This window comes from Alteromonas sp. ALT199 (assembly GCF_018619335.1).
In the GTDB taxonomy this organism is placed as follows: Bacteria; Pseudomonadota; Gammaproteobacteria; order Enterobacterales; family Alteromonadaceae; genus Alteromonas.
This window is the reverse complement of the sequence record NZ_JAHHDX010000054.1, coordinates 18,768-42,139: the sequence shown is the minus strand read 5'-3', so window position 1 is coordinate 42,139 and position 23,372 is coordinate 18,768. Positions and strand designations below refer to the sequence as shown.

General features: G+C 44.0%; 20 protein-coding genes, 1 tRNA gene and 1 pseudogene. 7 read left to right on the top strand and 15 right to left on the bottom strand.

Annotated features, from left to right (window positions below):
• Together KL866_RS05915 and KL866_RS05910 are read left to right on the top strand one after the other, a co-directional pair.
• Positions 1–1,608, top strand: a 1,608-nt coding sequence (locus tag KL866_RS05915) for a methanol/ethanol family PQQ-dependent dehydrogenase (protein WP_214993960.1), incomplete at its 5' end; no start/stop codon positions are given.
• Positions 1,609–1,673: 65 nt separating this feature from the next.
• Positions 1,674–2,342, top strand: coding sequence for a pentapeptide repeat-containing protein (locus KL866_RS05910; RefSeq protein WP_025254473.1), 669 nt, complete (start codon positions 1,674–1,676; stop codon positions 2,340–2,342).
• Positions 2,343–2,354: 12 nt separating this feature from the next.
• Here KL866_RS05910 and KL866_RS05905 read toward each other — a convergent pair whose 3' ends face one another.
• The 4 genes from KL866_RS05905 to prfC all read right to left on the bottom strand — a co-directional run bounded on the left by KL866_RS05905 (position 2,355) and on the right by prfC (position 8,450).
• Entirely contained in the window at positions 2,355–3,887 is a 1,533-nt protein-coding gene (locus KL866_RS05905) for an acyl-CoA carboxylase subunit beta (RefSeq protein WP_214993958.1), read from the bottom strand.
• Positions 3,888–4,326: 439 nt separating this feature from the next.
• Positions 4,327–4,893, bottom strand: coding sequence for an NADPH-dependent FMN reductase (locus KL866_RS05900; protein WP_025254471.1), 567 nt, complete (start codon positions 4,891–4,893; stop codon positions 4,327–4,329).
• Positions 4,894–5,096: 203 nt separating this feature from the next.
• A complete protein-coding gene (gene argS / locus KL866_RS05895) occupies positions 5,097–6,827 on the bottom strand; it encodes an arginine--tRNA ligase (protein WP_214993957.1) in 1,731 nt (576 codons plus the stop codon).
• 33 nt (positions 6,828–6,860) lie between these two features.
• Positions 6,861–8,450 (bottom strand): peptide chain release factor 3, encoded by a 1,590-nt coding sequence (prfC, locus tag KL866_RS05890; protein WP_025254469.1) that lies wholly within the window; start codon positions 8,448–8,450, stop codon positions 6,861–6,863.
• 322 nt (positions 8,451–8,772) lie between these two features.
• Between prfC and KL866_RS05885 the strand changes: the two are divergent.
• The 4 genes and pseudogenes from KL866_RS05885 to KL866_RS05870 all read left to right on the top strand — a co-directional run bounded on the left by KL866_RS05885 (position 8,773) and on the right by KL866_RS05870 (position 14,793).
• Positions 8,773–10,265: pseudogene (locus KL866_RS05885) on the top strand (carbon starvation protein A).
• Positions 10,266–10,402: 137 nt separating this feature from the next.
• Entirely contained in the window at positions 10,403–12,088 is a 1,686-nt protein-coding gene (locus KL866_RS05880) for a sensor histidine kinase (RefSeq protein ID WP_214993954.1), read from the top strand.
• A gap of 9 nt (positions 12,089–12,097) precedes the next feature.
• Complete coding sequence (btsR, locus tag KL866_RS05875) at positions 12,098–12,826, top strand: two-component system response regulator BtsR (RefSeq protein WP_214993952.1); 729 nt, start codon at positions 12,098–12,100, stop codon at positions 12,824–12,826.
• Between the two features lie 209 nt (positions 12,827–13,035).
• On the top strand, positions 13,036–14,793 hold the full coding sequence (locus KL866_RS05870; RefSeq protein WP_214993946.1) for a diguanylate cyclase: 1,758 nt from the start codon (positions 13,036–13,038) through the stop codon (positions 14,791–14,793).
• A 109-nt stretch (positions 14,794–14,902) separates the two neighbouring features.
• On the opposite strand, the gene dkgB is transcribed toward KL866_RS05870, so the two are convergent.
• The 3 genes from dkgB to KL866_RS05855 form a co-directional block, all read right to left on the bottom strand.
• Positions 14,903–15,739 (bottom strand): 2,5-didehydrogluconate reductase DkgB, encoded by an 837-nt coding sequence (gene dkgB, locus KL866_RS05865; RefSeq protein ID WP_214993944.1) that lies wholly within the window; start codon positions 15,737–15,739, stop codon positions 14,903–14,905.
• 21 nt (positions 15,740–15,760) lie between these two features.
• Positions 15,761–15,895 (bottom strand): hypothetical protein, encoded by a 135-nt coding sequence (locus KL866_RS20450; RefSeq protein ID WP_285801307.1) that lies wholly within the window; start codon positions 15,893–15,895, stop codon positions 15,761–15,763.
• 67 nt (positions 15,896–15,962) lie between these two features.
• Positions 15,963–17,129 carry an MFS transporter gene (locus KL866_RS05855; protein WP_025254463.1) on the bottom strand — a complete coding sequence of 389 codons (1,167 nt, stop codon included), beginning with the start codon at positions 17,127–17,129 and terminating at the stop codon, positions 15,963–15,965.
• A 192-nt stretch (positions 17,130–17,321) separates the two neighbouring features.
• Here KL866_RS05855 and KL866_RS05850 point away from each other — a divergent pair, with 192 nt between their 5' ends.
• The gene (locus tag KL866_RS05850) at positions 17,322–18,218 is read left to right on the top strand and encodes a LysR substrate-binding domain-containing protein (RefSeq protein WP_214993942.1); all 897 of its coding nucleotides are present in this window, start codon (positions 17,322–17,324) and stop codon (positions 18,216–18,218) included.
• Between the two features lie 7 nt (positions 18,219–18,225).
• Here the strand turns inward: KL866_RS05850 and KL866_RS05845 are convergent, their stop codons facing one another.
• The 8 genes from KL866_RS05845 to KL866_RS05810 form a co-directional block, all read right to left on the bottom strand.
• A complete protein-coding gene (locus tag KL866_RS05845) occupies positions 18,226–19,155 on the bottom strand; it encodes a DMT family transporter (RefSeq protein ID WP_025254461.1) in 930 nt (309 codons plus the stop codon).
• A 228-nt stretch (positions 19,156–19,383) separates the two neighbouring features.
• On the bottom strand, positions 19,384–19,680 hold the full coding sequence (locus tag KL866_RS05840; protein ID WP_214993962.1) for a 2OG-Fe(II) oxygenase: 297 nt from the start codon (positions 19,678–19,680) through the stop codon (positions 19,384–19,386).
• Between the two features lie 132 nt (positions 19,681–19,812).
• Positions 19,813–20,313, bottom strand: coding sequence for a ribosomal protein S18-alanine N-acetyltransferase (gene rimI / locus KL866_RS05835; RefSeq protein WP_214993935.1), 501 nt, complete (start codon positions 20,311–20,313; stop codon positions 19,813–19,815).
• A gap of 9 nt (positions 20,314–20,322) precedes the next feature.
• Positions 20,323–20,991, bottom strand: a complete 669-nt coding sequence (locus KL866_RS05830) for an alanine acetyltransferase (RefSeq protein WP_214993928.1) — start codon at positions 20,989–20,991, stop codon at positions 20,323–20,325.
• 353 nt (positions 20,992–21,344) lie between these two features.
• A tRNA-Trp gene (locus tag KL866_RS05825) sits at positions 21,345–21,421 on the bottom strand.
• 208 nt (positions 21,422–21,629) lie between these two features.
• Positions 21,630–22,487, bottom strand: a complete 858-nt coding sequence (locus KL866_RS05820; protein WP_214993926.1) for a phosphotransferase — start codon at positions 22,485–22,487, stop codon at positions 21,630–21,632.
• Positions 22,453–23,097, bottom strand: a complete 645-nt coding sequence (pnuC, locus tag KL866_RS05815) for a nicotinamide riboside transporter PnuC (RefSeq protein ID WP_025254440.1) — start codon at positions 23,095–23,097, stop codon at positions 22,453–22,455. The genes KL866_RS05820 and pnuC overlap by 35 nt, the downstream gene beginning before the upstream one ends.
• Positions 23,097–23,360, bottom strand: a complete 264-nt coding sequence (locus tag KL866_RS05810) for a hypothetical protein (protein WP_025254439.1) — start codon at positions 23,358–23,360, stop codon at positions 23,097–23,099. The genes pnuC and KL866_RS05810 overlap by 1 nt, the downstream gene beginning before the upstream one ends.
• Positions 23,361–23,372 lie beyond the last annotated feature (12 nt).

Sequence of the window (23,372 nt, the reverse complement as noted above, 5' to 3'; positions counted from 1 at the left end):
GAAAAGCAGCGGGGGCAAGAATCTCAGGCCCTAGTGTATGACGGTGTTGTTTATGTGACCGGTAGCTATTCCCGTATATATGCCTATGAAGCCAAAACAGGTAAAAAACTGTGGGACTACGCTCATCGTCTTCCAGAAGGAATTCGCCCGTGTTGCGACGTAGTTAATCGCGGGGCCGCTATTTATGGTGACTTAGTCTTTTTCGGTACACTCGATGCGGGTATTGTTGCTCTTGATCGATTAACCGGTAAAGTAAAATGGAAAAAGCGCTTTGAGGACTACCGCGCAGGTTACACTATGACTGGCGCTCCGACGATTGTTAAAGACCAAAAGTCAGGAAAGGTCATGCTTATTCACGGTTCATCTGGTGATGAGTTTGGCGTAGTAGGAAAATTGTTTGCGCGAGATCCTGAGACCGGTGAAGAAATTTGGATGCGTCCTTTCGTTGAAGGACATATGGGCAGATTAAACGGGAAAGATAGCACTCCTACGGGCGGTTCGTACGAAGTTACGACTTGGCCTAAAGATGAAAATGGCGAAATGGTAGAGGCATGGCACCACGGTGGTGGCGCGCCATGGCAAAGTGCAAGTTTCGATGTTGAAACAAACACTATTATAATCGGAGCTGGAAATCCGGCCCCTTGGAATACGTGGAAGCGCACCGCAAAAGGCGGCGATCCCAAAGACTGGGACAATCTTTATACTTCAGGGCAAGTCGGGGTAGATGCAACAACCGGCCAGGTTAAATGGTTCTATCAACATACGCCAAACGACGCATGGGACTTCTCTGGTAATAATGAACTTGTTTTATTCGATTATTATGACAATGGTAAGCTCATAAAAGCCACTGCTCATGCAGACAGAAATGGCTTTTTCTATGTGGTTAACCGACAAAATGGCGAGTTTATCCGAGGTTTTCCATTCGTAGACAACATCAGTTGGGCTACACATATAGATCCTGATACGGGTCGCCCGGTAGAAGTCGATGGAAAGCGCCCGCCACTTCCAGAACCAGGTGAAAAAAGAGGAAAGTCGATAGAGGTATCTCCCCCGTTTTTGGGCGGAAAGAACTGGAACCCGATGGCTTACAGCCAGAATACAGGCTGGTTCTACATGGGCGCAAACCACTGGAAAGAAGACTACTGGACGGAAGAAGTTACCTATAAGAAAGGTGCAGCTTACTTGGGACAGGGCTTTAGAATCAAACGTATGTATGACGACCACGTAGGCGTACTTCGTGCCGTAGACCCCATTTCAGGTGAAATTAAATGGACGCATAAAGAAAAGCTTCCTATGTGGGCCGGCGTACTGGCAACGAAAGGCGGGCTTATTATTACCGGAACGGGGGATGGCTACGTCAAAGCTTTCGACGAAGAAACTGGTGAAGAACTTTGGAAGTTCCAAACGGGCTCAGGCATCATCTCATGCCCTATTACATGGGAAGAGGATGGTGAGCAATACATTGGTTTAGCTTCTGGGTATGGTGGCGCGGTACCTCTTTGGGGTGGCGATATGGCCGAACTCACTAAACCTGTAGCGCAAGGCGGTTCGTTCTGGGTATTTAAACTCCCTAATCACAATAAAAAGCAAAGCGTAGCTAAACAATAGCTTTAACCTCTTTTAAACCAAATCGGGAGGCTGTGAAAACGCCTCTCGGTGTCAAGGAGCTTTCCATGCGTTTACCTTTTCAAACAACTAAACAACTACTCATACCATTAGTCGTTCTTTATTCTGCGTCTGCAACTGCGATCCCCGATTTTGAAGATGAAGTAAAGGTGATTAACGGCTGTGTAATAAAACCCAAAACGGTTTGTAGCGATACAAACCTAAGTGGCGCCGACTTACGTCATGCAGATTTACATGGTGCTGTTTTCACCAACGTTACGTTCAATAAAACTGATTTAAGGCATGCCAACTTGAGCTACGCGACCTTTAAGAAAAGCAATCTAGATCATGCCGATCTGGCAACAGCCAACTTAAAGCACGCTGACTTACGCAGCTCTAAAGTTCGCAACGCTAACCTGGAAGGGATAGACGGCTGGGCGATATTCGGACAAGGGGTAGATTTTACCAATTCCAACTTTTCAGGCGCCAGCCTGGACCAAGGGCGCTTGTCAGGTGCAACAATGGTAAACACCAACTTGCGAGCAGCGCGCTTAGAGCGAGTTTGGATGAACAAAGCTAACTTTGAAGGCGCAATACTCATTAATGCCAACATTCAGGAAGCAAAATTGAACGATGCAAGTTTGTACCGAGCGAATCTAACTGGCACGCGCATCCACTATGCGACATTCCAAGGCACTTTCATGGATAAATGCATAAATTGCCCTACTGATTGGTAATTGTTTATGGCTTTAGAAAGATTGCGTCAAAAAACGTGAAATAGTATCTCTGGTTTCACTTGGGTCAATCACAGCGTCTATTTCAAGTACGGACGCAACTTCTATCGCTTTACCTTTCTCATAAGCCAACTGAACCAACTTTTCAAAATGCTGACGCTTTTCCGCTTCGTCTTTGATTTGAGCTAGCTCTTCCTTAAATCCTAATTTCACGGCGCCCTCTAACCCCATGGCCCCAAACTCACCGGTAGGCCAAGATACGGTATAGTCAGGCTTAGATGTACTGCCACCAAGCATTGCTTGCGCGCCTAGTCCGTAACACTTTCTTAAGACTACCGCGACAAACGGCACGCTTAAACGAGCTCCTGCAACAAAAAGCTTATTTAATCGCCTCGCAGCGCCTTGTTTTTCATGCTCAGGGCCCACCATAAAGCCGGGTGTATCGCACAAACTCACCACGGGTATACGAAAAGCTTCACACATAGCAAGAAACTCTGCGGCTTTTTCTGCAGCATCAACGTCAATTGCGCCACCGAGTACTTTACAATCATTTGCCAAAAGTCCGACCGCTTTTCCATTGAATCGACACAACCCCGTTATGATTGCACCGCCATACTGTGCTCTCAATTCAATAAAAGTGTTTGTATCAACTAACGTATTAATAATGTTACGCACATCATAACTGTAGCGTCGGTCGTCTGGAAGAATGCTAAAAATATCTTCTTGAGAGCAGCTTTGCCAAGGTTTTACATTGCCTTGAAAAAAACTCAAACAAAATTTAGCCAGTTCAGCCGCGTGATTTTCATCTTTAGCAACAATATCGACCACACCATTTCGCGCCTGCGAAGCAACCGGTCCTATATCTTGTGGCGCATATTTACCAAGTCCTCCACCTTCAATCATTGAAGGCCCGGCCATGCCTATCGATGAATTAGTCGTTGCGATGGTAATATCCGCTCCACCAAACAGTGCCGCATTGCCAGCAAAACAGTAACCATTGTTTACCGCTATTCTAGGTACTACCCCTGAAAGTCCCGCCCATGAAGAAAAAGACTTACACTGCAACCCAGAGTTAATCGTAGTGACGTCAGTATCACCGGGGCGACCTCCTCCACCTTCTGTAAACATAATAATTGGCAGGGACTTTTGCTTCGCCACATCGAATATTCGATCTAGTTTTAAATGATGAAAGTATCCCTGAGTACCTGCTAAGACGCTGTAATCATTGATGATAATTGCAGCTGAACTCTGCTTTTCATCAAAAACACCTTCATTGACACTTCCCACCCCCGTAATTACACCATCTGCAGCTGTAGATGATTTTAACGATTCATAATCTCTACGCTGGCGCTGTGCTGCTACAGCGAATTGACCATATTCTTGAAAGGTTTTTGGGTCACAAAGGAGTGAAAGATTTTCCCTTGCGCTATTAAAGCCTTTAGCTTTGCGTTTTTGATACTGCGTGATGCGCACTTTATCGAGGGTAGATTGAGACCTTTCACGCGACTGCGCGAGCGCATTTTTCTTGTAACTGCTTTCACTACTCATTCAACAAGTGCCCCAGTTGTAAAAAGAATATATTGCTATACAAGCTTCTATAAATATCAGCATAAACGCATTCCTACCATTTATTGCTCTTATAGGTTTCTCTCATATTTTTTTATATGCAAATATTTCGATTATTCAAATTGGGCTGACGCAATTGTTACAGGAAATCTTGAAGGTACATTTTCGGGTGGCGATGCAAAAGTTGTCGAGTTGTATGTTTGCGTTTGAGAAGCTATAAACGCATAGTAAATGCAGCGCTAGAAGAACACCTAAAGCTAGGTCCACGCCCGTTTGCGCAAGCAGCACTAAAGCTTGTTGATTTACTTGTTGTTGAAAGTATGTGTAGCGCTTAACTTGGCAAGTTAAAAATTGTATGCCCCTAATGCGATGCATCAGGGGCTTAGATATTTTAAATACTCGTTCAAAGGCGAAAGGGTTGTTAGCCCAGCTTTGCGGTAAGTTCAGCAGTTTCTTTACCCAACGTCTTAAGCTGTTTTATAGCTTTTACATCAGTAATTTCGCCATCTTCCATAAGCGTATTTACCTTTGCGATTGCTTTTTGATTTGGTAGCACTATAGTGCCCAAGTTTTCAAGCAACATTCTAAGTACCACCAACACGCGCATACCGCCTAGCCCACCCGCAGACGCAGCCATAATGCCGGCTACTTTACCGCGATACGCTTGTAATGGCTTTTCACCCTCTTCCATACGCGAAGCCCAATCAATGGCGTTTTTTAGAAGTGCCGGATAGCTTGAATTGTATTCTGGAGATGCAATCAAAAAGCCATCGTGACTCATAAGTAATGCTTTGAACGCTTGAGCTTTTTCAGGTATACCGAACTTAGCTTCTTCATCCTCATTGAATAGCGGCATTTGATAGTCCGCCAAGTCGATAACAGTAACTTCTGCGCCTGCCTCACGTGCGCCTTCGGCGGCCACGTTTACAATAGCTTGATTAAACGAACCTTTACGGGTACTACCTGCAAATGCAAGGATCTTAGTCATTCGATTTTCCTGTCTGTACTTTAAAATATGTTTTTAATAGTCTGATTTATAAGAACTCATGGCCATATCGGTTTTAAATAAAAAATAAGAATAACAGTCAGCACCGATAAGCTGTGTTTTTAGCCGTTTACGTTACGCATAAAAAAAGGCTGACAATTTATGTCAGCCTTTTCAATATCAATATTTATGTTGTACCGCGAACGCTACATTTTTTCTAGAGTCTCAATACCAAGTAGAGTTAATCCCTGCTCTAGCGTATTGGCAACTAAAGCTGACAGCGCTAAGCGGCTATCACGTACCTGAGGTTCAATCCCATCTTTAAGCATTGGGCAAGCTTCGTAGAATGACATAAATGCTGAAGCCACATCGTATAGATACGTACACAAAATGTGAGGTGTCGCTTCACGAGATACCATGCCGATTACTTCTTCAAACTGCATCAGTAACACTGCTAGCGCATGCTCTTGTTTCTCAACTATATTGATATCTACCGGCATAGTTGCCATATCAACACCCGCTTTTCTAAACAAGCTTTTCACACGGGTATAAGCATATTGGAGATAAGGCGCAGTGTTACCTTCAAAGCTTAACATTGAGTCCCAATTAAACATGTAATCGGTTGTGCGGTTTTTAGATAGGTCAGCGTATTTTACCGCGCCAATGCCTACCTTACGTGCAACTTCTTTAAGTTCAGCTTCACTTAAATCGTTGTCGCGTTCAGCAATTAATTTACCCGCTCGCTCAACCGCTTCATCAAGCAGTTCAACTAACTTAACCGTGCCGCCAGTACGGGTTTTAAATGGTTTACCATCACTACCTAACATCATACCGAACGGGCAGTGCTCGTATGATTGCGCTTCTTTCATAAAGCCTGCTTTACGGCCCACAATTTCAGTTTGCTTGAAGTGCAGCGCCTGACGCGCGTCGGTAAGAATAAGCGTGCGGTCAGCGTTTAGCTTGCCGCTGCGATAGCGCATGGCTGCAAGGTCAGTGGTTGCGTAAAGATAGCCACCCCCAGATTTTTGAACGATGTAAACCGCAGGGTTACCTTCTTTATCGGCAAGTTCAGGAATAAATACCACCTGCGCGCCTTGATCTTCAACCGCAATGTCTTTTTCTTTAAGGTCGCTAATTACATTAGCTAAGTCGTCGTTGTATGCAGACTCACCCATAATGTCTTTGCGCGTAAGGCTTACGTTTAACTTGTCGTATACTTCTTCAGAGTGGGCAATAGACACATCAATGAACTTTTCCCACAGCGCCAGGCACTGTGCATCACCGCCCTGTAACTTAACCACGTATTCACGGGCACGATCAGCAAAGCCTTCTTCTTCGTCAAAGCGTACTTTGGCTTCGCGGTAAAAGTCTTCAAGATCAGACAATGCGGTTTCCGCTACTTCATCTTGAAGCTTGTCTGAAAGGTGCGCTAGTAACATCCCGAACTGCGTGCCCCAGTCGCCCATATGGTTTTGGCGAATAACATTGTGACCTAAAAACTCAAGCACCTTAACCACAGCGTCGCCGATGATGGTTGTACGCAGGTGACCCACGTGCATTTCTTTAGCCAAATTAGGCGATGAGTAATCAACAACAATGTTCTGTTCTTTTGACTTGGCAATACCCAAGCGCGGATCGGTTAGCGACAGCTCACACTGGTTAGACAGCCAATCGTTGTTCAAATGTACGTTGATAAAGCCAGGACCAGCCACTTCTAGCTTGCTGGCAATATCGTCAAGCTTTACGGTTTCAACGATTTTCTCTGCAATATCACGGGGCTTTTGCTTCAGTTGCTTGGCAAGCGCCATAGCGCCGTTAAACTGATATTCACCAAACTCAGGTCGAGCACTGCGCGAGACTGGCACTGGCGCATTTTCTACGCCCATTTCTTGTAGCGCTTCAGTGAAACGGTTAACTAATAGTGCATGTATGTTCATAATGTATTTTGTCTTTAATTAATTTCGTCTAGCTTAATTTTCACGCGTGTTCGTAAACTGGATATCTGGGTAGCGCTCTTGCGATAGCTGCAGGTTCACCATAGTTGGAGCGATATACGTTAAATTATCGCCACCATCAAGGGCAAGATTCTGTTCACCCTTACGGCGGAACTCGTCTAGTTTTTTCTCATCACCAGCGTAAACCCAGCGGGCTGTAGCAACATTAACATGCTCATAAAGTGCATCTACGTTGTACTCGGCTTTTAGTCGTGCCACTACCACATCAAACTGAAGCACACCTACCGCACCCACAATCAAGTCGTTATTTGCAAGCGGTCTAAACACCTGTACCGCACCCTCTTCAGAGAGCTGGATAAGGCCTTTAAGCAACTGTTTTTGCTTAAGCGGGTCTTTCAAGCGAATACGCTTAAATAGCTCAGGCGCAAAGTTTGGAATACCCGTAAAGCGATAATTATCACCTGACGTAAAAGTATCACCAATACGGATAGTGCCGTGGTTGTGTAAGCCGATAATATCGCCGGCATACGCTTCTTCTAGCAGTGAACGGTCACCGGCTAAGAAAGTTAATGCATCAGAAATTCGCACATCTTTACCTAAACGGCTGTTGCGCATTTTCATGCCTTTTTCGTATTTGCCCGATACAATACGGCAGAACGCGATACGGTCGCGGTGTTTCGGGTCCATGTTGGCCTGAATCTTAAACACGAAACCGCTGAATTTACCGTCGGTACTTTCAATAGTTCCTTCTTCGGTTTCGCGTCCAAGTGGCGCAGGCGCCCACTCAACCAATCCGTCTAGCATGTGATCAACACCAAAGTTACCCAATGCCGTGCCGAAGAATACTGGTGTTAGTTGACCTTCCAAGAAGAGTTCTTTATCAAATTCGTTAGACGCACCACGAACGAGCTCAAGCTCATCACGTAGCGTTTGTGCTAAATCACTTCCAACTGCATCATCAATTTCAGGATTATCTAACCCTTTAATGATACGCACATCTTGAATAGTGTGACCGTGGCCGCTTTGATACAAAATAGTCTCATCGCGGTGCAAGTGATATACGCCTTTAAAACTTTTTCCACTGCCAATTGGCCAAGTGATTGGCGCACACAGGATATCAAGCTCGGTTTCAACTTCATCAAGAAGCTCCATCGGATCGCGGATATCGCGGTCAAGCTTGTTCATGAAAGTAACAATTGGCGTATCGCGAAGACGTGTTACTTCCATCAATTTACGGGTTCTGTCTTCTACACCTTTGGCGGCATCGATAACCATAAGGCATGAATCAACAGCGGTAAGCGTGCGATAAGTATCTTCTGAGAAGTCCTCGTGCCCTGGCGTATCGAGCAGGTTGACTAAATGGTCGCTATAGGGAAACTGCATAACAGACGTAGTCACTGAGATACCACGTTCCTTTTCCATTTCCATCCAATCTGACTTAGCGTGCTGACCTGATTTTTTACCTTTTACGGTACCCGCAGTTTGTAGCGCACGTCCGAACAGCAATACCTTTTCAGTAATGGTGGTTTTACCCGCATCTGGGTGCGATATGATGGCGAACGTACGTCGCTTTTTTATCTCTTCTAAAAGCTTTTGATCTGACATTAATACTAATCTTCGTTATCTATTATCCCCGTAAATTCTTAGTTTACGGGCGCGTTTTGTAATGGATAAGCAATGCTTTTCCGCGCAAATGAAGTATTGCGGTAAAACGCTTGATACGGCTTGGCAAATAATTGCGCGGATTTTAGCATTTTACGCTGCGTAACAGTAGAGCGAAATTACATATTGCCTACCGCTTAATTTGCTATGCGACCGCTCACTACAATTTTCAATGCATACACACTTTCACTTTATTAACCTATTTAAAACATCGTCGAACTTACTATTTACAAACCTAATTTAAAAACAATAAGGACAACGCCCTGTGATATTGTTTCTAATCTGTGTAGTCGCGCTCATTGCTGGCTATTTCATTTATGGTGCCTTTGTTGAAAAGGTATTCGGAATCACTCCTGCTCGCCCTACTCCAGCACATACGCAAAAAGACGGGGTCGATTTTGTACCCATGTCAACGCCGAAAGTGTATTTGGTACAGTTGCTCAACATTGCCGGTGTAGGCCCCATATTTGGCCCAATAATGGGCGCACTTTATGGCCCAGCCGCCATGCTTTGGATAGTATTGGGCTGTATATTTGCAGGTGCTGTGCACGACTATTTTTCAGGTATGCTGTCGGTTCGAAATAAAGGCGAATCGGTACCTAATCTTTCCGGCCGCTATTTGGGCCGTGGCGCTAAGCACTTCATGAACTTTTTCGCGATTGTTCTGCTGCTTTTAGTGGGTGTGGTTTTTGTTTCCGCTCCAGCTAGCATGATTACTAACTTGGTGAACGATCAAACCTCTTGGCACATTGAAGCTGGGGTTATGGTCGCTATTATCTTTGCCTACTATGTAGTAGCTACTATTGTGCCCGTTGATAAAATTATAGGCCGTTTATATCCGCTTTTTGGCGCTCTTCTTATCTTTATGTCAGTGGTTTATTGGCCGCCGCCAGCTATTCTGACCAGCACTCAATTTTGAGTCAGTTTTCAGCAAGCGATATGTTGACTAACCTTAACCCTAACGATATGCCGCTGTGGCCAGCGCTCTTTATTACTATTGCATGTGGCGCTATATCAGGTTTTCACGCAACGCAATCTCCCCTTATGGCTCGCTGTATGGAAAACGAAAAAAACGGCCGTTTTGTATTCTTTGGCGCAATGATCGGCGAAGGTATTATCGCGCTTATTTGGTGTGCTATTGCACTTTCTTTCTTTGACAACCTAGAGGCTCTATCTGCGGCAATTAAAGACGGTGGGCCAGGTAACGTTGTATATGCGTCGTCATTTGGTCTTTTAGGCGTTTTTGGCGGTGTTCTCGCTTTTCTAGGCGTGATTATTTTACCTATTACTTCAGGCGATACTGCCTTTCGTTCAAGTCGTCTAATAATGGCCGAGTACTTTAATGTAGAACAAAAAGGGATCCGTAACCGACTATATATGGCAATGCCTTTATTTGTCTTAGGTGGCATTTTAACGCAAGTAGACTTCGGAATTATATGGCGCTACTTTGGTTTCGCTAACCAGACAACCGCAGTTATGATGCTATGGACAGCCTCTGCATATCTACTTCGCCACAACAAACTCCACTGGATCACGACTGTCCCTGCCATTTTTATGACCGCAGTTTGTGTTACATTCATTTTAAACAATGATTTGTTAGGTTTCGGCATGGCAATGAATATATCAACGGCTATTGGAATTGTTGTATCGCTAGCGACGACTATATACGTTATCCGTATATCTAAAGGCAAAGGTGAAACTCCGCTTGAACCTGTAGAAGTAACATCACAAAAGCCATCACAAGCTGTCGATGCCTAAGCACGGATCCTAGTCGCGTAAGGTCCTAGTCACGTAATATGTTAAGCCGCCTCTTTTTTGAGGCGGTCATTAACTTTTTTGCATTTAAAAACGGTATAATCACAACAACCTTTCAATAAGCCTTTGTATTAAACCGCATGGAACTCATACTTTCTCTTCTTCAGCAAATGTGTGTTTACCTTGTATTGGCTTATTTGCTTAGCAAAACCCCGCTATTCCTTCCAATACTAAGTATTTCCTCTCATCGAAAGCACCGCTACTTGGTATATGTTGTCTTTTCTTCATTTTGCATATTGGGAACTTATTTTGGTTTGCAAATCGATGATGCTATTGCCAATACGCGAGCCATTGGCGCTGTTATAGGCGGATTGCTTGGTGGGCCCGAGGTAGGGTTTGCAGTTGGATTAACTGGCGGCCTTCATCGCTACTCATTGGGAGGCTTCACCGATGTAGCCTGTGCAATATCAACTACGTTGGAAGGTTTAATCGGTGGGGTGATGCATGTTTACTATGTTAGACGCAATAAAAGGCTAGCGCTGTTTAACCCTTTTAAAGTTGGCGCTATCACCTTTGTAGCTGAGCTTTTTCAAATGGCCATTTTACTTACCGTGGCCACCCCGTTTGAAAAATCCTATGCGCTGGTGAGTGCTATTGCTGCACCTATGATTATTGCCAACTCTGTAGGCGCAGCACTATTTATAAGCATTTTATCTGACAAAAAAACTATTTTTGAAAAATATTCTGCCACGTTCTCGAGGCGCGCACTTTCCATTGCAGACCGTTCTGTTGGCCTTTTGACTACCGGGTTTAATCGTGTAAACGCAGAAAAAATTGCGCGCATCGTATATGAAGAAACCAACGTTGGCGCAGTCGCCATTACTGACACAGAAAAGATTTTAGCGTTCATTGGTAAGGGAGACGATCATCACCTTCCAGACACGCTAATATCTTCAGCAAGTACAATGGAATCCATTAATAACAACAAGATTGTTCATTTAGACGGTGCTGAAAGGCTTTATCAATGTACGCTGGATGAATATTGTCCGTTGGGTTCTGTACTTATTATTCCTCTGCATTCGGGGACTGAGGTAGTTGGTACAATTAAACTTTATGAGCCCAAAAGAAAGTTAATGTCGACCGTTACTCTATCTATGGCTGAAGGGATTGCTCAGTTGCTGTCTAGTCAGATTGTTTACGGCGCGTATCAGCAACAAAAAGATCTGCTCTCGCAATCTGAGATCAAACTACTGCATGCACAGGTCAACCCTCACTTCCTATTTAACGCGCTCAATACAATAAGCGCTATTGTTCGTCGGGACCCCAAAAGTGCTCGAGACTTAGTACTGAGTTTGTCTCGCTTCTTTAGAAGTAACCTTAAGCAAAACACCGCGGTGGTTACATTTAAAGAAGAATTAGATCATGTGAATGCTTATCTTGCCATTGAAAAAGCCCGCTTTGCAGAACGTTTAAATGTCATTATCGAGTATGACAACGATACTTTGACGACGCTTCTACCTAGTTTTACGCTACAACCTCTTGTAGAAAACGCGGTTAAACATGGTATAGCCCAGCGTATTGAGGGCGGTACATTGCTTATAAAAGCAAGTTGCACCAACGAAAACAAATTGTGTGTTCGCGTAGAAGATAATGCAGGGCTGTTTAAACACAAAGCAGAGAAACACACTGGCTTAGGTATGGATATTGTAGATAAACGACTTGTCCATCAATTCGGGGCACAGTCAGGGTTGGTCATAGAGTGTAACCCTCTTCAGTTTACTCGTATGTCGTTTACTATCCCTATAACCAATCAATCTGAAAAGTGAAGATGTTAAATGTCTAATAATTCAGTTTTAACAGCGCTGGTGATTGACGACGAGCCACTCGCCCGTGAAGAATTAGAACAGCTTTTAAAAGAAACTCGTGAAATTGACGTGCTTGCTGAGGCCGCAAATGCAATTGAAGGGCTAGAACTGATAAAACGTCACAAACCAGATGTAGTGTTTCTCGATATCGAAATGCCGCAGCTATCCGGCTTAGATTTGTTGGCGATGTTAGATTTAGAGACAATGCCTTATGTCGTTCTCGTGACCGCTTTCGAACAATATGCTCTTCGCGCATTTGAGGATAATGCGTTCGATTACTTACTCAAACCTGTTGAACCAGAACGTTTGCAAAAAACACTCACTAAATTAAAAAAGAGAACGCTGCCCCACCCCAACCTTCAAAGTGTAGCTTCGTCTAAACTCGACCATATACCCTGCGCGGGCCACCAGCGCATTCTACTTATACCTGAAACAGATATTCACTATGCCTATAGCGATGTGGCCGGAGTTCATATTAAAACAGCAGAACAGCTAGCTGATACCCAGCTTACGTTAAAAACCCTTGAAGAAAAAACCACCTTAGTCCGGTGTCATCGACAATACTTGGTTCAGCTTCGATTTGTGAACGAAATACAGCGACTAGATAATGGTTCAGCAACACTGTTGATGAATACGGGGGACACAATTCCAGTAAGTCGACGCTACCTAAAAAGGCTCAAGGAGTTATTGGGTTTATAAAAACAAAGAGGTCACACTGCTTTTAACGCAGCTTTCTCTCTACATTTTGTCATTCTCAATTTGTGTGTTGTCAAACTCGCGTTGTCGAGAAAATAGCGAAGGTTAATCTAAATTTTTTATACTTTTGTTTTCTTTTTCGGACACTTCAAATTTAAAACGCTGTGCTATATTCAATTATCAAGCGATAAGTAAACGAACAAGGACGGAGAATGCTGCGAGTATTACTAGCTTGGCTTACTGCAGTGTGTGTTAGTCATTCGGTAACAGCAGTTGAATTTGCCAACGATAGTGCACTATTACAATTAGACAAAGACGTAATTTATACGCTAAGCAATAGCCCTACCCTCGCAGGCGATGAGAAGTGGGTTGATGACACGGCGCTACTAGAACGAACGCCATCCCAATATTTACACTTCAAAGTACAGGTGAGCAACCAGCGTAATAAAGCGATTCCCGTTTGGTTTTCAGTAAACTTTCCCGCCATGAAAGAACTGGTCGTCACCGATGGTAATGAAACGTGGAAGACGGGTGATAGCTCCCCCTTTCATACGCGCCCAATTAATTCACCAAACTATCAATTTCCTTCTATTTTAGCACCATCAGCTACAACTGAATTCAGCGGATATATGAGAGGTGAAATACTGCGTTATAGCTTTGCTGTGGCGACGCCAGAATTTATCAGCAATCTAAATACGAAAACGTTGCAAAGGGACATGGCGTTCTTTGGCGCGATGGCGCTTTTAACCGCATTGAGCTTATTAGGCTATATCACAAGTCGAAACTTAGTATTTTTAAGCTTTGCATCTTTTATCTTTGCTACAACGTTTTGGTTTTTTAGAGTATTTGGCTACGCCTTTGAGCTTTTTTGGCCAAATACGCCTAGCTTCAACGATATTAGTTACGCAGTAAGTATATACTCGGTATTAATGACCGCATTTTGGGTTCTATACCAAACCCTTGCTAGACAAGATCACACGGTATACGGCGCCAAAACCATTAAACTATTTTGTGCCATATTGCCACTACTGGGCTTACTATTGTGGAAAACTGTAGGGTTAGATGTAGCTTTAAGGCTGCCAGTCGTATTGTTTTTCCCCTACATTTTAATTGCTGGAATCGTTATTTATGTAGAGCATAAAAGGGGCTCTGACCGAGCTAAGTGGCTGGCAGCAGCCATGTCCCCCGTAGCAATAAGTACGCTATTTCTCGTAATTATCGCCCTTTTTGATGTTGATCTTTACCTCGAACCTGTTGCTACATTTATGACGGGGCTGGTTACAACTTGCCTTTTCATTGTGTCACTAACCGCAAGCTACATGGTCAAAGTCGTGCAGCGAGAAAGAGATGCTCAGAAACAAGCTGCACAATTAAAAAGTGAGCAGGCATCTAAATTAGAAGCACTGGTAAAAGAGCGCACCCTTGCACTCGAACAAACGAATAGCACTTTGGCAGAACTGGCTGCTAAAGACAGCTTAACCGAATTACCCAATCGTCGTACGCTGGATATGTTCGTAGACAATACGTTTGATAAAACCTTACACGATCATGACGCGCTAGCCATTGCGCTAATCGACTTAGATCACTTCAAAAGTATCAACGATACATTTGGGCACGATGTAGGTGACGAAGTACTAAAAGGCATTGCTAACGTTCTCGCGCCGTTTAATGATGAAGAGCAAGTAGCAGCGCGCTATGGTGGAGAAGAGTTTGCCATTGCAAAACGCATCACACAGCCTAATGATAACCAGTCTAACGAAGCCGAGGAATTTGCGAAGCAATTGGAAGCCCTCCACTATGCTATAAACCAATTAACCATCGCATCAATTGATGACAGGAAGTTGGGAGCATGCATAGGTTGGACCTTATGCAAAGACTCCGACGATATTGTCGAAGCCTTTAGACGAGCTGATAAAGCACTATACGTTGCCAAAGATAAAGGAAGAAACTTAATCGTTCCGGCTTTATAAGACCGCAACCACCGTTTTTCGCTTATCTTCTTTTGAAAATCGCAGCGCCTTGTTCAAATTGCCAAACGTTAGTTTGCATGAAAGCTCCTTAACAAGGTGATTTTTCCGATTAGTCCCACGCAGGTGAAAAATCTGGGTTAGCTTGACGGTCGCCACAATCTAGCGCATCAATTTTTGCGATATCCTCTGCATCTAAGTTAAGTTCAAGCGCTTTGAAATTGGATTCCAAATTTTTGCGCTTAGTCGACGATGGAATAGTCACTAAACCATGGGCCAGCTCCCAGGCTACAACCACTTCAGCAGTGCTTACACCATGCTTATCTGCAATCGCAGTAATAGTCTCGTCTTTTAGCACTTTGCCAACAGCAAACGGCATATATCCTGTAACTGTGATGCCATGTTTTTCGCATGCTGCACGTACGTTTTCATTGGTCAGATAAGGGTGCACCTCTACCTGGTTCGTGGCGATTACGCCCTCACCCAGAATGCTCACCGCTTCTTCAATTTGCGCAACAGTGAAATTAGAAATACCAATTTCTCTTGTCAGCCCTAGTTCCTTAACGCGCAATAATTCGCCTAAATATTCTTCCATGCTTTCGCCGTTTTCCGGTGACGGCCAATGAATAAGTAATAGGTCAACGTACGACAGTTGAAGCTTTTCCAAACTTTCTTTTACGCTATCCATAAAGCTTGCTTTATTCAGCTTGTCATTCCACACCTTGGTGGTGACGTAAAGGTCTTCGCGAGCAACGACATTGTTTGTAATAGCATCTTTAATAGCACGGCCTACCGCTTCTTCGTTGCCGTAAATTTGCGCCGTATCAATATGACGGAAGCCCACTTCAAGTGCCATTGTCACACTGTTATAGGCTTCATCGTCTTTTAAACGAAACGTGCCTACACCTAGTGAAGGAATTTTAGTTTGTGACTGATTTACATTCGGCATGATGCCTCCTTGTTGGTTCCGTTATTTATGAAAGTGAGGTAATACGTAGTCGGCAATGCGCTGCATAGCGTTTTCTACCGGCTGCGTATTACCTCTGAAGTGCAGGCCAATGTGATCCCCCCCGCTTCTTTCATTGCAAAGCTCTTGTGTTAGCATTCTTTGATAAGCCCATTTACGCCAGTTTCAACCCCAAATCGGTGGCGTTTTATGGGCGCTTCGTCGCTCACGCGTGTGCGCGCTTGTCTAAATAGCCGCTATAGCGAGTAACAACTAAGGCTGCGACTGAGATAAGTGCACCAATCCATGCGGTATCTGATAGCTTCATGCCATCGACAATTGCGCCACCTAGAATTGAGCCCACCGCTATGCCTATGTTAAATGCAGCGATGTTTAAGCCTGAGGCAACATCAACGGCATTGGGAGTAAACTTCTCTGCTAATTGAACAACGTAAACCTGAAGCCCCGGAACATTGCCAAAAGCAAAGGCGCCCCACACTAAAACAGTGATCACTGCGGCAACTTTACTGTCCATGGTAAATGTCAGCGCAAATAAGATAACTGCAAGGGCTGAAAATATGATCGTTAGTGCGCGAATTGGCCCTTTTTTGTCAGCAAGCTTACCGCCATAAATATTGCCTACCGCGACGGATACTCCGTAAATCAGCATAATTAAGCTAATGGCTGAGGGCGCAAAACCCGCCTCTTCCTGCAATATAGGGGCAAGGTAAGTGAATGCCGTAAACGTACCGCCGTAGCCCAAAATCGTCATCAAATACACCAACACAAGACGAGGCTGAACCAACACCTTCATTTGTTCACTTAACGCAGCAGGTTTACTTTGCTTAAGATTATTCGGTACCAGCAACGCACTACCAATTAACGCAATAGTACCTAGCGCAGACACGACTAGGAAGGTTGCTCTCCAACCAAAGTTTTGACCAATCCAGGTACCTAAAGGCACGCCGGTCACAAGAGCTACTGTTAAGCCAGTAAACATGATAGCAATAGCACTGGCTTCTTTTTCTTTCGCCACTAGCCCTGTAGCAATAGTAGAACCTATAGAAAAGAACACCCCGTGCGCTAGGCCTGTCAATATGCGAGCTAAAATTAAGCTCTCGTAGCTAGGGGCTTGCCAGGCAAGAATGTTGCCTGCCACAAATAGCGCCATTAAGCTAAGTAGAACATGTTTTCTATTCCACTTTCCCGTAAGGGCGGTAAGAACTGGTGCGCCAACGGCAACACCAACTGCGTACAAGCTAACGAGTAAGCCTGCACTTGGTAATGTAACGCCAAGGTCTGTCGCAATAGTAGGCACAAGCCCCACTATCACGAACTCTGTTGTGCCAATAGCAAACGCACTTAACGTTAACGCAAATAATGCGATAGGCATTTTAATTATCCTCAAAAAGTAATTAACGAGATGGCGTGATTTACATCGCCACTGTTGGCTTCTAGAACGAACAACGACTCTGTTTTTTGAAAGCCATTAATAAAGTGCGTACAGTTTGACGATAAATTTATTTGCAAAAAACAGCACTAATAACAAAATACTTTTGCGATTTTTGAAAATATAAGGTGTGTAATGCCAGTTTCATCAAAAACTGAAGATTTAGAAGCATTTCTAACCGTTGTGGATGCAGGTAGTTTTTCTAGTGCTGCCAACTTGCTTAATCAGCAGGTTGCAAAAGTCAGCAGAGCGGTAACCCGGCTTGAAGATGGGTTAGATGTAACTCTGTTGAATCGCACTACCAGACGGTTAGAGCTAACCGAAGAAGGTGAACTTTTTCTGAAATATGCCAGAGACGGGCTAAACATATTGGAAAAAGGCGAAGAAGCATTGCGGCTGTTACAGCGGGCCCCTTCTGGAAAGCTTCGGGTTGATGCTGCGAGCCCATTTGTATTCCACCAGCTAGCGCCATTAGTGGGCGAGTTTCAAGAAGCATTTCCTGACATAACGCTCGATATTACTAGTCACGATAGTATTATCGACTTGTTAGAGCACAAAACCGATATTGCAATACGTATTGGCGATTTGAGCGACTCGAATTTGCACGCTAGACGTTTAGGAAAAAGTAAACTGCATATTGTGGCAAGTCCGCAGTACCTTGAAAAACACCCTTTACATGAAGATGGCGGTGACGCAAGTTCATTGAACAACCACAGATTGATTGGTTTTAGCGACTCTCCAAATTTAAATAAGTGGCCACTTAAACAAGATATCAACTTGCAATACAAACTTCATGCGTCAAGCGGTGAAACCATTCGGCAACTATGCATTGCAGGTCAAGGTATAGCTTTACTTTCAAACTTTATGGTACACAGGGATATTAGTGCAGGAAGACTCGTAGAGCTATTTCGCGACGATATAATCAGCCCAAACCGCAGAGAATCGGTGCAAGCGGTCTACTACAAAAATAGCGCCGTATCCTCTCGCATCTCTGCGTTTTTAGATTTCATACAGCCTCGGCTAACCCTGTAAACAGCCATTACTTTGCGCGTCCCTTGCCTAGTATTTTCTTAAGCATGCTTGGCGAAAGGCCGTTTACGATTAGCGCTGCTATCATCAATATTGCGCCAGCCATCACCATAGGCAGCAGCGTTTCTTTAAGCAATATCACAGAGCTTACATAGCCCACAATCGGCGTAAGTGTGCTAATTAACACAATTTTATCTGGCGGTAATTTAGGCCCAGCCGCAACCATAAGACCAAAGCCGAGACCCGTTGCAACTGGCCCAATGTAGGCAAGTAACAGCCAATCACTTAGATCGTAGGCACCAAAGTTCGGCGTTGGCTCTACTATGAGAGCAATAGCAAGCATGGCAAAACCAGCAATGGTGAATTGCCAGAATACCGCTTCAATAACGCTACCTTTCCATTTATGAAAAGACACCCGACGAATAGCGATCGCCCACAATGCAGACGCTAACAACATCCCTAAAAGCGGTAGCCATGCTCCCGGTTGCCCCGAGGCCAATAGAATCATTGCGCAGCCAATAGTAGAAATACCGGTAAGAATTAATCGTTTAGAAGGCGCACGTTGTCGATACCATAGCGTGTCGATAAGCAGCATCCAAAGTGGTGTGGTGTAAATAAGAATACTGGCCGTGCCCGCAGGGATAAATTGCAGAGATACGGTAATAAGCCCCATTGATAGGATGAATTGGAAAAACGCGACCACAAGAACTACCGAGCGGTCTTTACGGTTTAGCACGGGTAAACGTTTTTTGGTTATCAGCACAAATAGCGCGAGTACGGGAAGGCTTAACAGAAAACGTAAGCACACCATCCATACGGGCCCTACTATCTCGAGTCCTAACTTCATACCTGGCCAGTTGAGCCCCAAACACAACACCGCAACCAATAGCATTTTCACGCCTTTTGATTGCTCTTTTTCCGCCAACGATAATGAAGACATGCGTTTTAAAAAATCCAATTACACGAACTGCTTTATGAGAAGTTTCCACCGCCGGGTAAGAAGAATGTAGGCAGGGAATTGTAAGGGCGCAAATATAAGTGAATTAGCGGCAGATTGGAACCTAGCCCGTCGTGGAATGATGCTATTTAGTCGACCAAATGGTCAACTTTTTAAAACCCAGTGGAAACTTTGCTGTACAGGTTTTTCGTCGCCATGTGAAAATAAGACTTAAAGGTACAATGCTATAGAGAGCAGTTTACGCTCTCCTTTCTCTATCTTACTGACACTGTGCATGTATTTGTCAGGCCGAAAGAAGTAAATTCGGTTGAAGACATTAAAAATGACTTTTTCGGCCCAAAATTGACCACCTTGGTTTGGTTTTTTCAGCACCACATTAAACTTAAAATAACGTCCGCTTCCCATTGGGTCGTTATGTTCTAATACGCGATGCCCCTCTTTATAGGTAACCACATTAATAGCAAATCGTTTAGACGAGACTATTGCCTTGTTAAGCACTTTGGCCATGCTATTTCTACCTTGGTTGATGAGAGCATGAATCAATTTAAACATGCATAGTGCGTACTGGGAAACATATGTTGAGTCTTGATAGTGCTTTGATATGCGCGAAACGCATATGGCTTTTACTAGATACCAAAACTAGGTTAGATCTGGGTTTGCCCACTTCATGATTTTAGCGTTTTCTTTTTGTGCGATATTTCCATGTATACCGCTTTTGTCGTTATCGCTACTTTCTACGGTGTAATAGTTTTTGCGAGTTTCGATATGTTCGAAACCTGAATTCTCATAAAGAGAAATAGCCGCGTAGTTACTTTCACGTACTTCCAGCCAGATTTCACTCATGCCATTTTTCACTGATGTATCCATGACAAAATCAACCAGAGCACGGCCTACTCCTTGACCTCTGGCAGCACTATCTACCGCGATGTCCATCAGCGTCGCTTCATCAACAACTTCGAGCATAATGGCATAGCCGATTACCTTGTCACCTTCAAAGGCAAACACTCCGTAATAGGGTTTAGTAAAGCAATCCGCAAAGGTGCTTAACTTCCAAGGTACGACTTGCGAGTGCTGATGGATAACATGTGCATTTTCAATATGCTTATCAAAGCTTTCAGGCGTTACGATAACTAACTTCATAGGTTTAGACTATTGGGGTGCAACGGAAGTGCTGTTTAACGCGTTCCCCGCGCTAACAAGCTGTGCCCATAACGCCCGCTTCTGTGTGGCGGTGAGTTTAAGCGGTGCCGCTGGCAATATAATGGCGGTTTCGGTGATTGATAATGTACGACCAATCATAACAGTGTTAGCCCAATGGGAAGGAATACCTAACTGAACACAGGCTAGCTGTAAGTCTTTCAGCCATTGTTGTGATTTTGCTTTTTGCTCGGTGCTTAGTGGGATACCTTCAGGCGACACGGGCCCTTTTACTTCGGTTTGCGCAACGTCTGTTTTATTTGCGTCGTTTTTATCGCTCGCCTCATTTGATGGCACATTATGCGTAGTCGTTTTAGCTGTAAACGTGTCTTTAGGCTTAGCTTTCTCTTTTGTATTAGTGCCTACATTTGCCCTTAATTGAGCAAGGCGTGACTGCTTTTCTTCTTGAGAAATTGGTGTTGAAGGCGGCTTGTTTGTCTGCCCGGCTTGGCTAAAGGTGGCTTGTGGCGTTGAACTAGTAGCCGCGCCCTGCGTTGGCGATGAAGTATTTTCTTCTTTTAAGTCATCCTGCTTTTTTATCTTTGCATGGGCGTCTTTAGTGATCCACACTGGGATCTCCATTTCTTGTAATACCGCCTGCTGATATGAAGTAAGAGACATTGCGTAAAAGACCTAAAGTAAATAAACCGTTATTTGCCCAAGTTTACTAAAGTTGCTGAGCTGAATGAATAACTATCGCATTCTTTTACCTAAAGTGCGCTATGCAGTAAGCACCCAAAGTTTAAGAAATCTTCCCCGTAAGTCCGACAAGCACTGTAATATTTTACAAGCATTACGCCTTAAAGCAGTCGCTAGCGCATAGACTCTTGAGCATTTTAACCCAGGTTACAAAACACTAACGGTAAGCATTGCGAATCAAAATTACGACAAGTAACTATGTAGAAAGAACTAGGTGATAAATTTACAAAGAAATATTTTTATGTTTGAACTGAATTGTTCATAAGAAGAGAAAGTGGCAGGGGTGGAGGGACTCGAACCCCCAACCATCGGTTTTGGAGACCGCTGTTCTACCAATTCGAACTACACCCCTAGCGCGCTGTGCATTATACGGATGACATTAAAAAGGTAAAGCCTTTTTATCACTCCCACTAACTGCATGCTCAATTAACATGCAATGCGCTGTTTTTTCAATCGAATAATGCCTAATTCACTTTACTGAAGGCCTATGGTTTACCTTATTAGCCGTTTTTAAACTAACCGTTGCACAGAGATTCATATTGAAACGTTAAGCTCTGCAGCTATTTTTTCCCCGCGTTAAGCGCGGCAAACCACAAGTCATTGGTGATGCCAACTATTTCGCTATGCAACTCAAACTTATCCAATGCGTTACTTTCATCGATATTCGTTAATTTGGCGTAATTCGTAACTAACTCTTCGCTGTCACAACTATTGAGTTTATTGATAAGGCAGCAGCTTGCTAAATCGAAATAGCGGTTTCCCATTGCGGCATATTCCCAATCAATAATTTTGAGTGAGTTATCTTCGCTTAGTAGTAAGTGATTAATCAGAAGGTCGTTATGACACAACACACAGTCTTCATCGTCTTGTTCACTTTTGACTACGTTCTTTCGAAAGCCTTGCGCCCTTAAGAAAAGGTTACTGCTTGTATCAAGCTTTGCAACATCCCAATAATGCTGCCACCTTGAAGCTAAGTTTAACGGCCTGGCGGTAATAGACAGCGAATGAATCTGCGCGAGGGTTTCAGCCAGCATGTGTGAAGGACGTCTAGTTGAAGAAAGCCCAGCGCTATCACTATGACTTTGCCATTGCTCAACCCAGATGGTTTCGTCATCGCTTAACCAAATTGGCTGCGGCGCTATTCCCTCTTCGTACAGCCGTTGCTGTAGAGCAAACTGATGTTTACGTTCCACACCACTAAAATCATCATCGCCCAACCACTTAACGGCTAAATCAATGGGCACATCTTCACACTTTTGATGAACGTTAATTTGAGGGTTACCTTCAGCCAAACTTAACAGGTTATTCGCTGGGTCTTGAACACGGTAAACACGGTTTACCGCGCCAGCAGGATGTACCGACACTTTTGCATTGTCGCTGAGATTAAGCGCCTTTTGCAGCGTGGCGATGATATCCAACCTGTTCACCTTGTTTTTTATATTGCGCCAACCATTGATAATAGCCGAATACTGCGAATCCTACGTAGCCTAGGAACAAGCAAGTAGACAACGCATAGCCCACTTGTAGATATAAATACGCTGAAGCTAGGTTAATGAAAAACCAGTAAACCCAGTTTTGCAAAATTTTATGGGCCACCATGAATGTGGTAACCACACTCAATAAGTTAATGCTCGCATCCAGTAGTAGGTACTCACTATTAAATTGCGAACCCGCCACCTCAGAGAGAAGCCAAGCTAGTAATAACATGCTTGGGACAATGAGCGAGTGCAACCACAGCGGCCAATGTAGCACTGGCTTAACCTCGCCATCTTCCGCCCCTTTCGACCACTGATAATACCCGTAACCTGCCATTATCATGTAAAAGAGATTAAGCGCAGATTGAAATGGCAAAGTCACCTGCCAGAATAACCAAGTATAAATGGCTGTGCTTACAAAGGCACAGAGCCAGCACCAGCTATTTTGTTTCGCGGCTAATAATACATAGGCGATGGCAAGTACAACCGCTACCCACTCTAACAGTGAAGTAGCGGCAATTTGTGAAGCAAACTCAGAAAAGAAGTTAGCCATTAAGAGGACTTTCTAGCCTGCATGGCGTCAAAGTTTAAAAACTTAGCAACGAAAATAGCCTGCCCCACTTCTTCATGAGTTCTTTGCATTTCATCGCCGAGTACTTTCATTACTACAGCGTAATCCCCCGTTACCTGGGTACTAGTAGAACATGTTGTCACCGTGATATCGCTATAGCTATTTAACCTATCAATGAAATCTTGAATAGGCGGAATATATTCGTTAACCAAGGGGTACAACGACAGTTCAACCATAACTTGCATATCTTTTTCCTT

Coding starts and splice junctions, on each gene's coding strand:
- KL866_RS05810 (WP_025254439.1), bottom strand. CDS start 23,360: ATGCAAGTTATGGTTGAACTGTCGTTGTACCCCTTGGTTAACGAATAT.
- KL866_RS05855 (WP_025254463.1), bottom strand. CDS start 17,129: ATGCCTATCGCATTATTTGCGTTAACGTTAAGTGCGTTTGCTATTGGC.
- dkgB (WP_214993944.1), bottom strand. CDS start 15,739: ATGCCGAATGTAAATCAGTCACAAACTAAAATTCCTTCACTAGGTGTA.
- argS (WP_214993957.1), bottom strand. CDS start 6,827: ATGAACATACATGCACTATTAGTTAACCGTTTCACTGAAGCGCTACAA.
- KL866_RS05840 (WP_214993962.1), bottom strand. CDS start 19,680: ATGGCCAAAGTGCTTAACAAGGCAATAGTCTCGTCTAAACGATTTGCT.
- KL866_RS20450 (WP_285801307.1), bottom strand. CDS start 15,895: ATGCTAACACAAGAGCTTTGCAATGAAAGAAGCGGGGGGGATCACATT.
- rimI (WP_214993935.1), bottom strand. CDS start 20,313: ATGAAGTTAGTTATCGTAACGCCTGAAAGCTTTGATAAGCATATTGAA.
- KL866_RS05845 (WP_025254461.1), bottom strand. CDS start 19,155: ATGTCTTCATTATCGTTGGCGGAAAAAGAGCAATCAAAAGGCGTGAAA.
- prfC (WP_025254469.1), bottom strand. CDS start 8,450: ATGTCAGATCAAAAGCTTTTAGAAGAGATAAAAAAGCGACGTACGTTC.
- pnuC (WP_025254440.1), bottom strand. CDS start 23,097: ATGGCTAACTTCTTTTCTGAGTTTGCTTCACAAATTGCCGCTACTTCA.
- KL866_RS05900 (WP_025254471.1), bottom strand. CDS start 4,893: ATGACTAAGATCCTTGCATTTGCAGGTAGTACCCGTAAAGGTTCGTTT.
- KL866_RS05880 (WP_214993954.1), top strand. CDS start 10,403: ATGGAACTCATACTTTCTCTTCTTCAGCAAATGTGTGTTTACCTTGTA.
- KL866_RS05850 (WP_214993942.1), top strand. CDS start 17,322: ATGCCAGTTTCATCAAAAACTGAAGATTTAGAAGCATTTCTAACCGTT.
- KL866_RS05910 (WP_025254473.1), top strand. CDS start 1,674: ATGCGTTTACCTTTTCAAACAACTAAACAACTACTCATACCATTAGTC.
- KL866_RS05905 (WP_214993958.1), bottom strand. CDS start 3,887: ATGAGTAGTGAAAGCAGTTACAAGAAAAATGCGCTCGCGCAGTCGCGT.
- KL866_RS05830 (WP_214993928.1), bottom strand. CDS start 20,991: ATGTCTCTTACTTCATATCAGCAGGCGGTATTACAAGAAATGGAGATC.
- btsR (WP_214993952.1), top strand. CDS start 12,098: ATGTCTAATAATTCAGTTTTAACAGCGCTGGTGATTGACGACGAGCCA.
- KL866_RS05870 (WP_214993946.1), top strand. CDS start 13,036: ATGCTGCGAGTATTACTAGCTTGGCTTACTGCAGTGTGTGTTAGTCAT.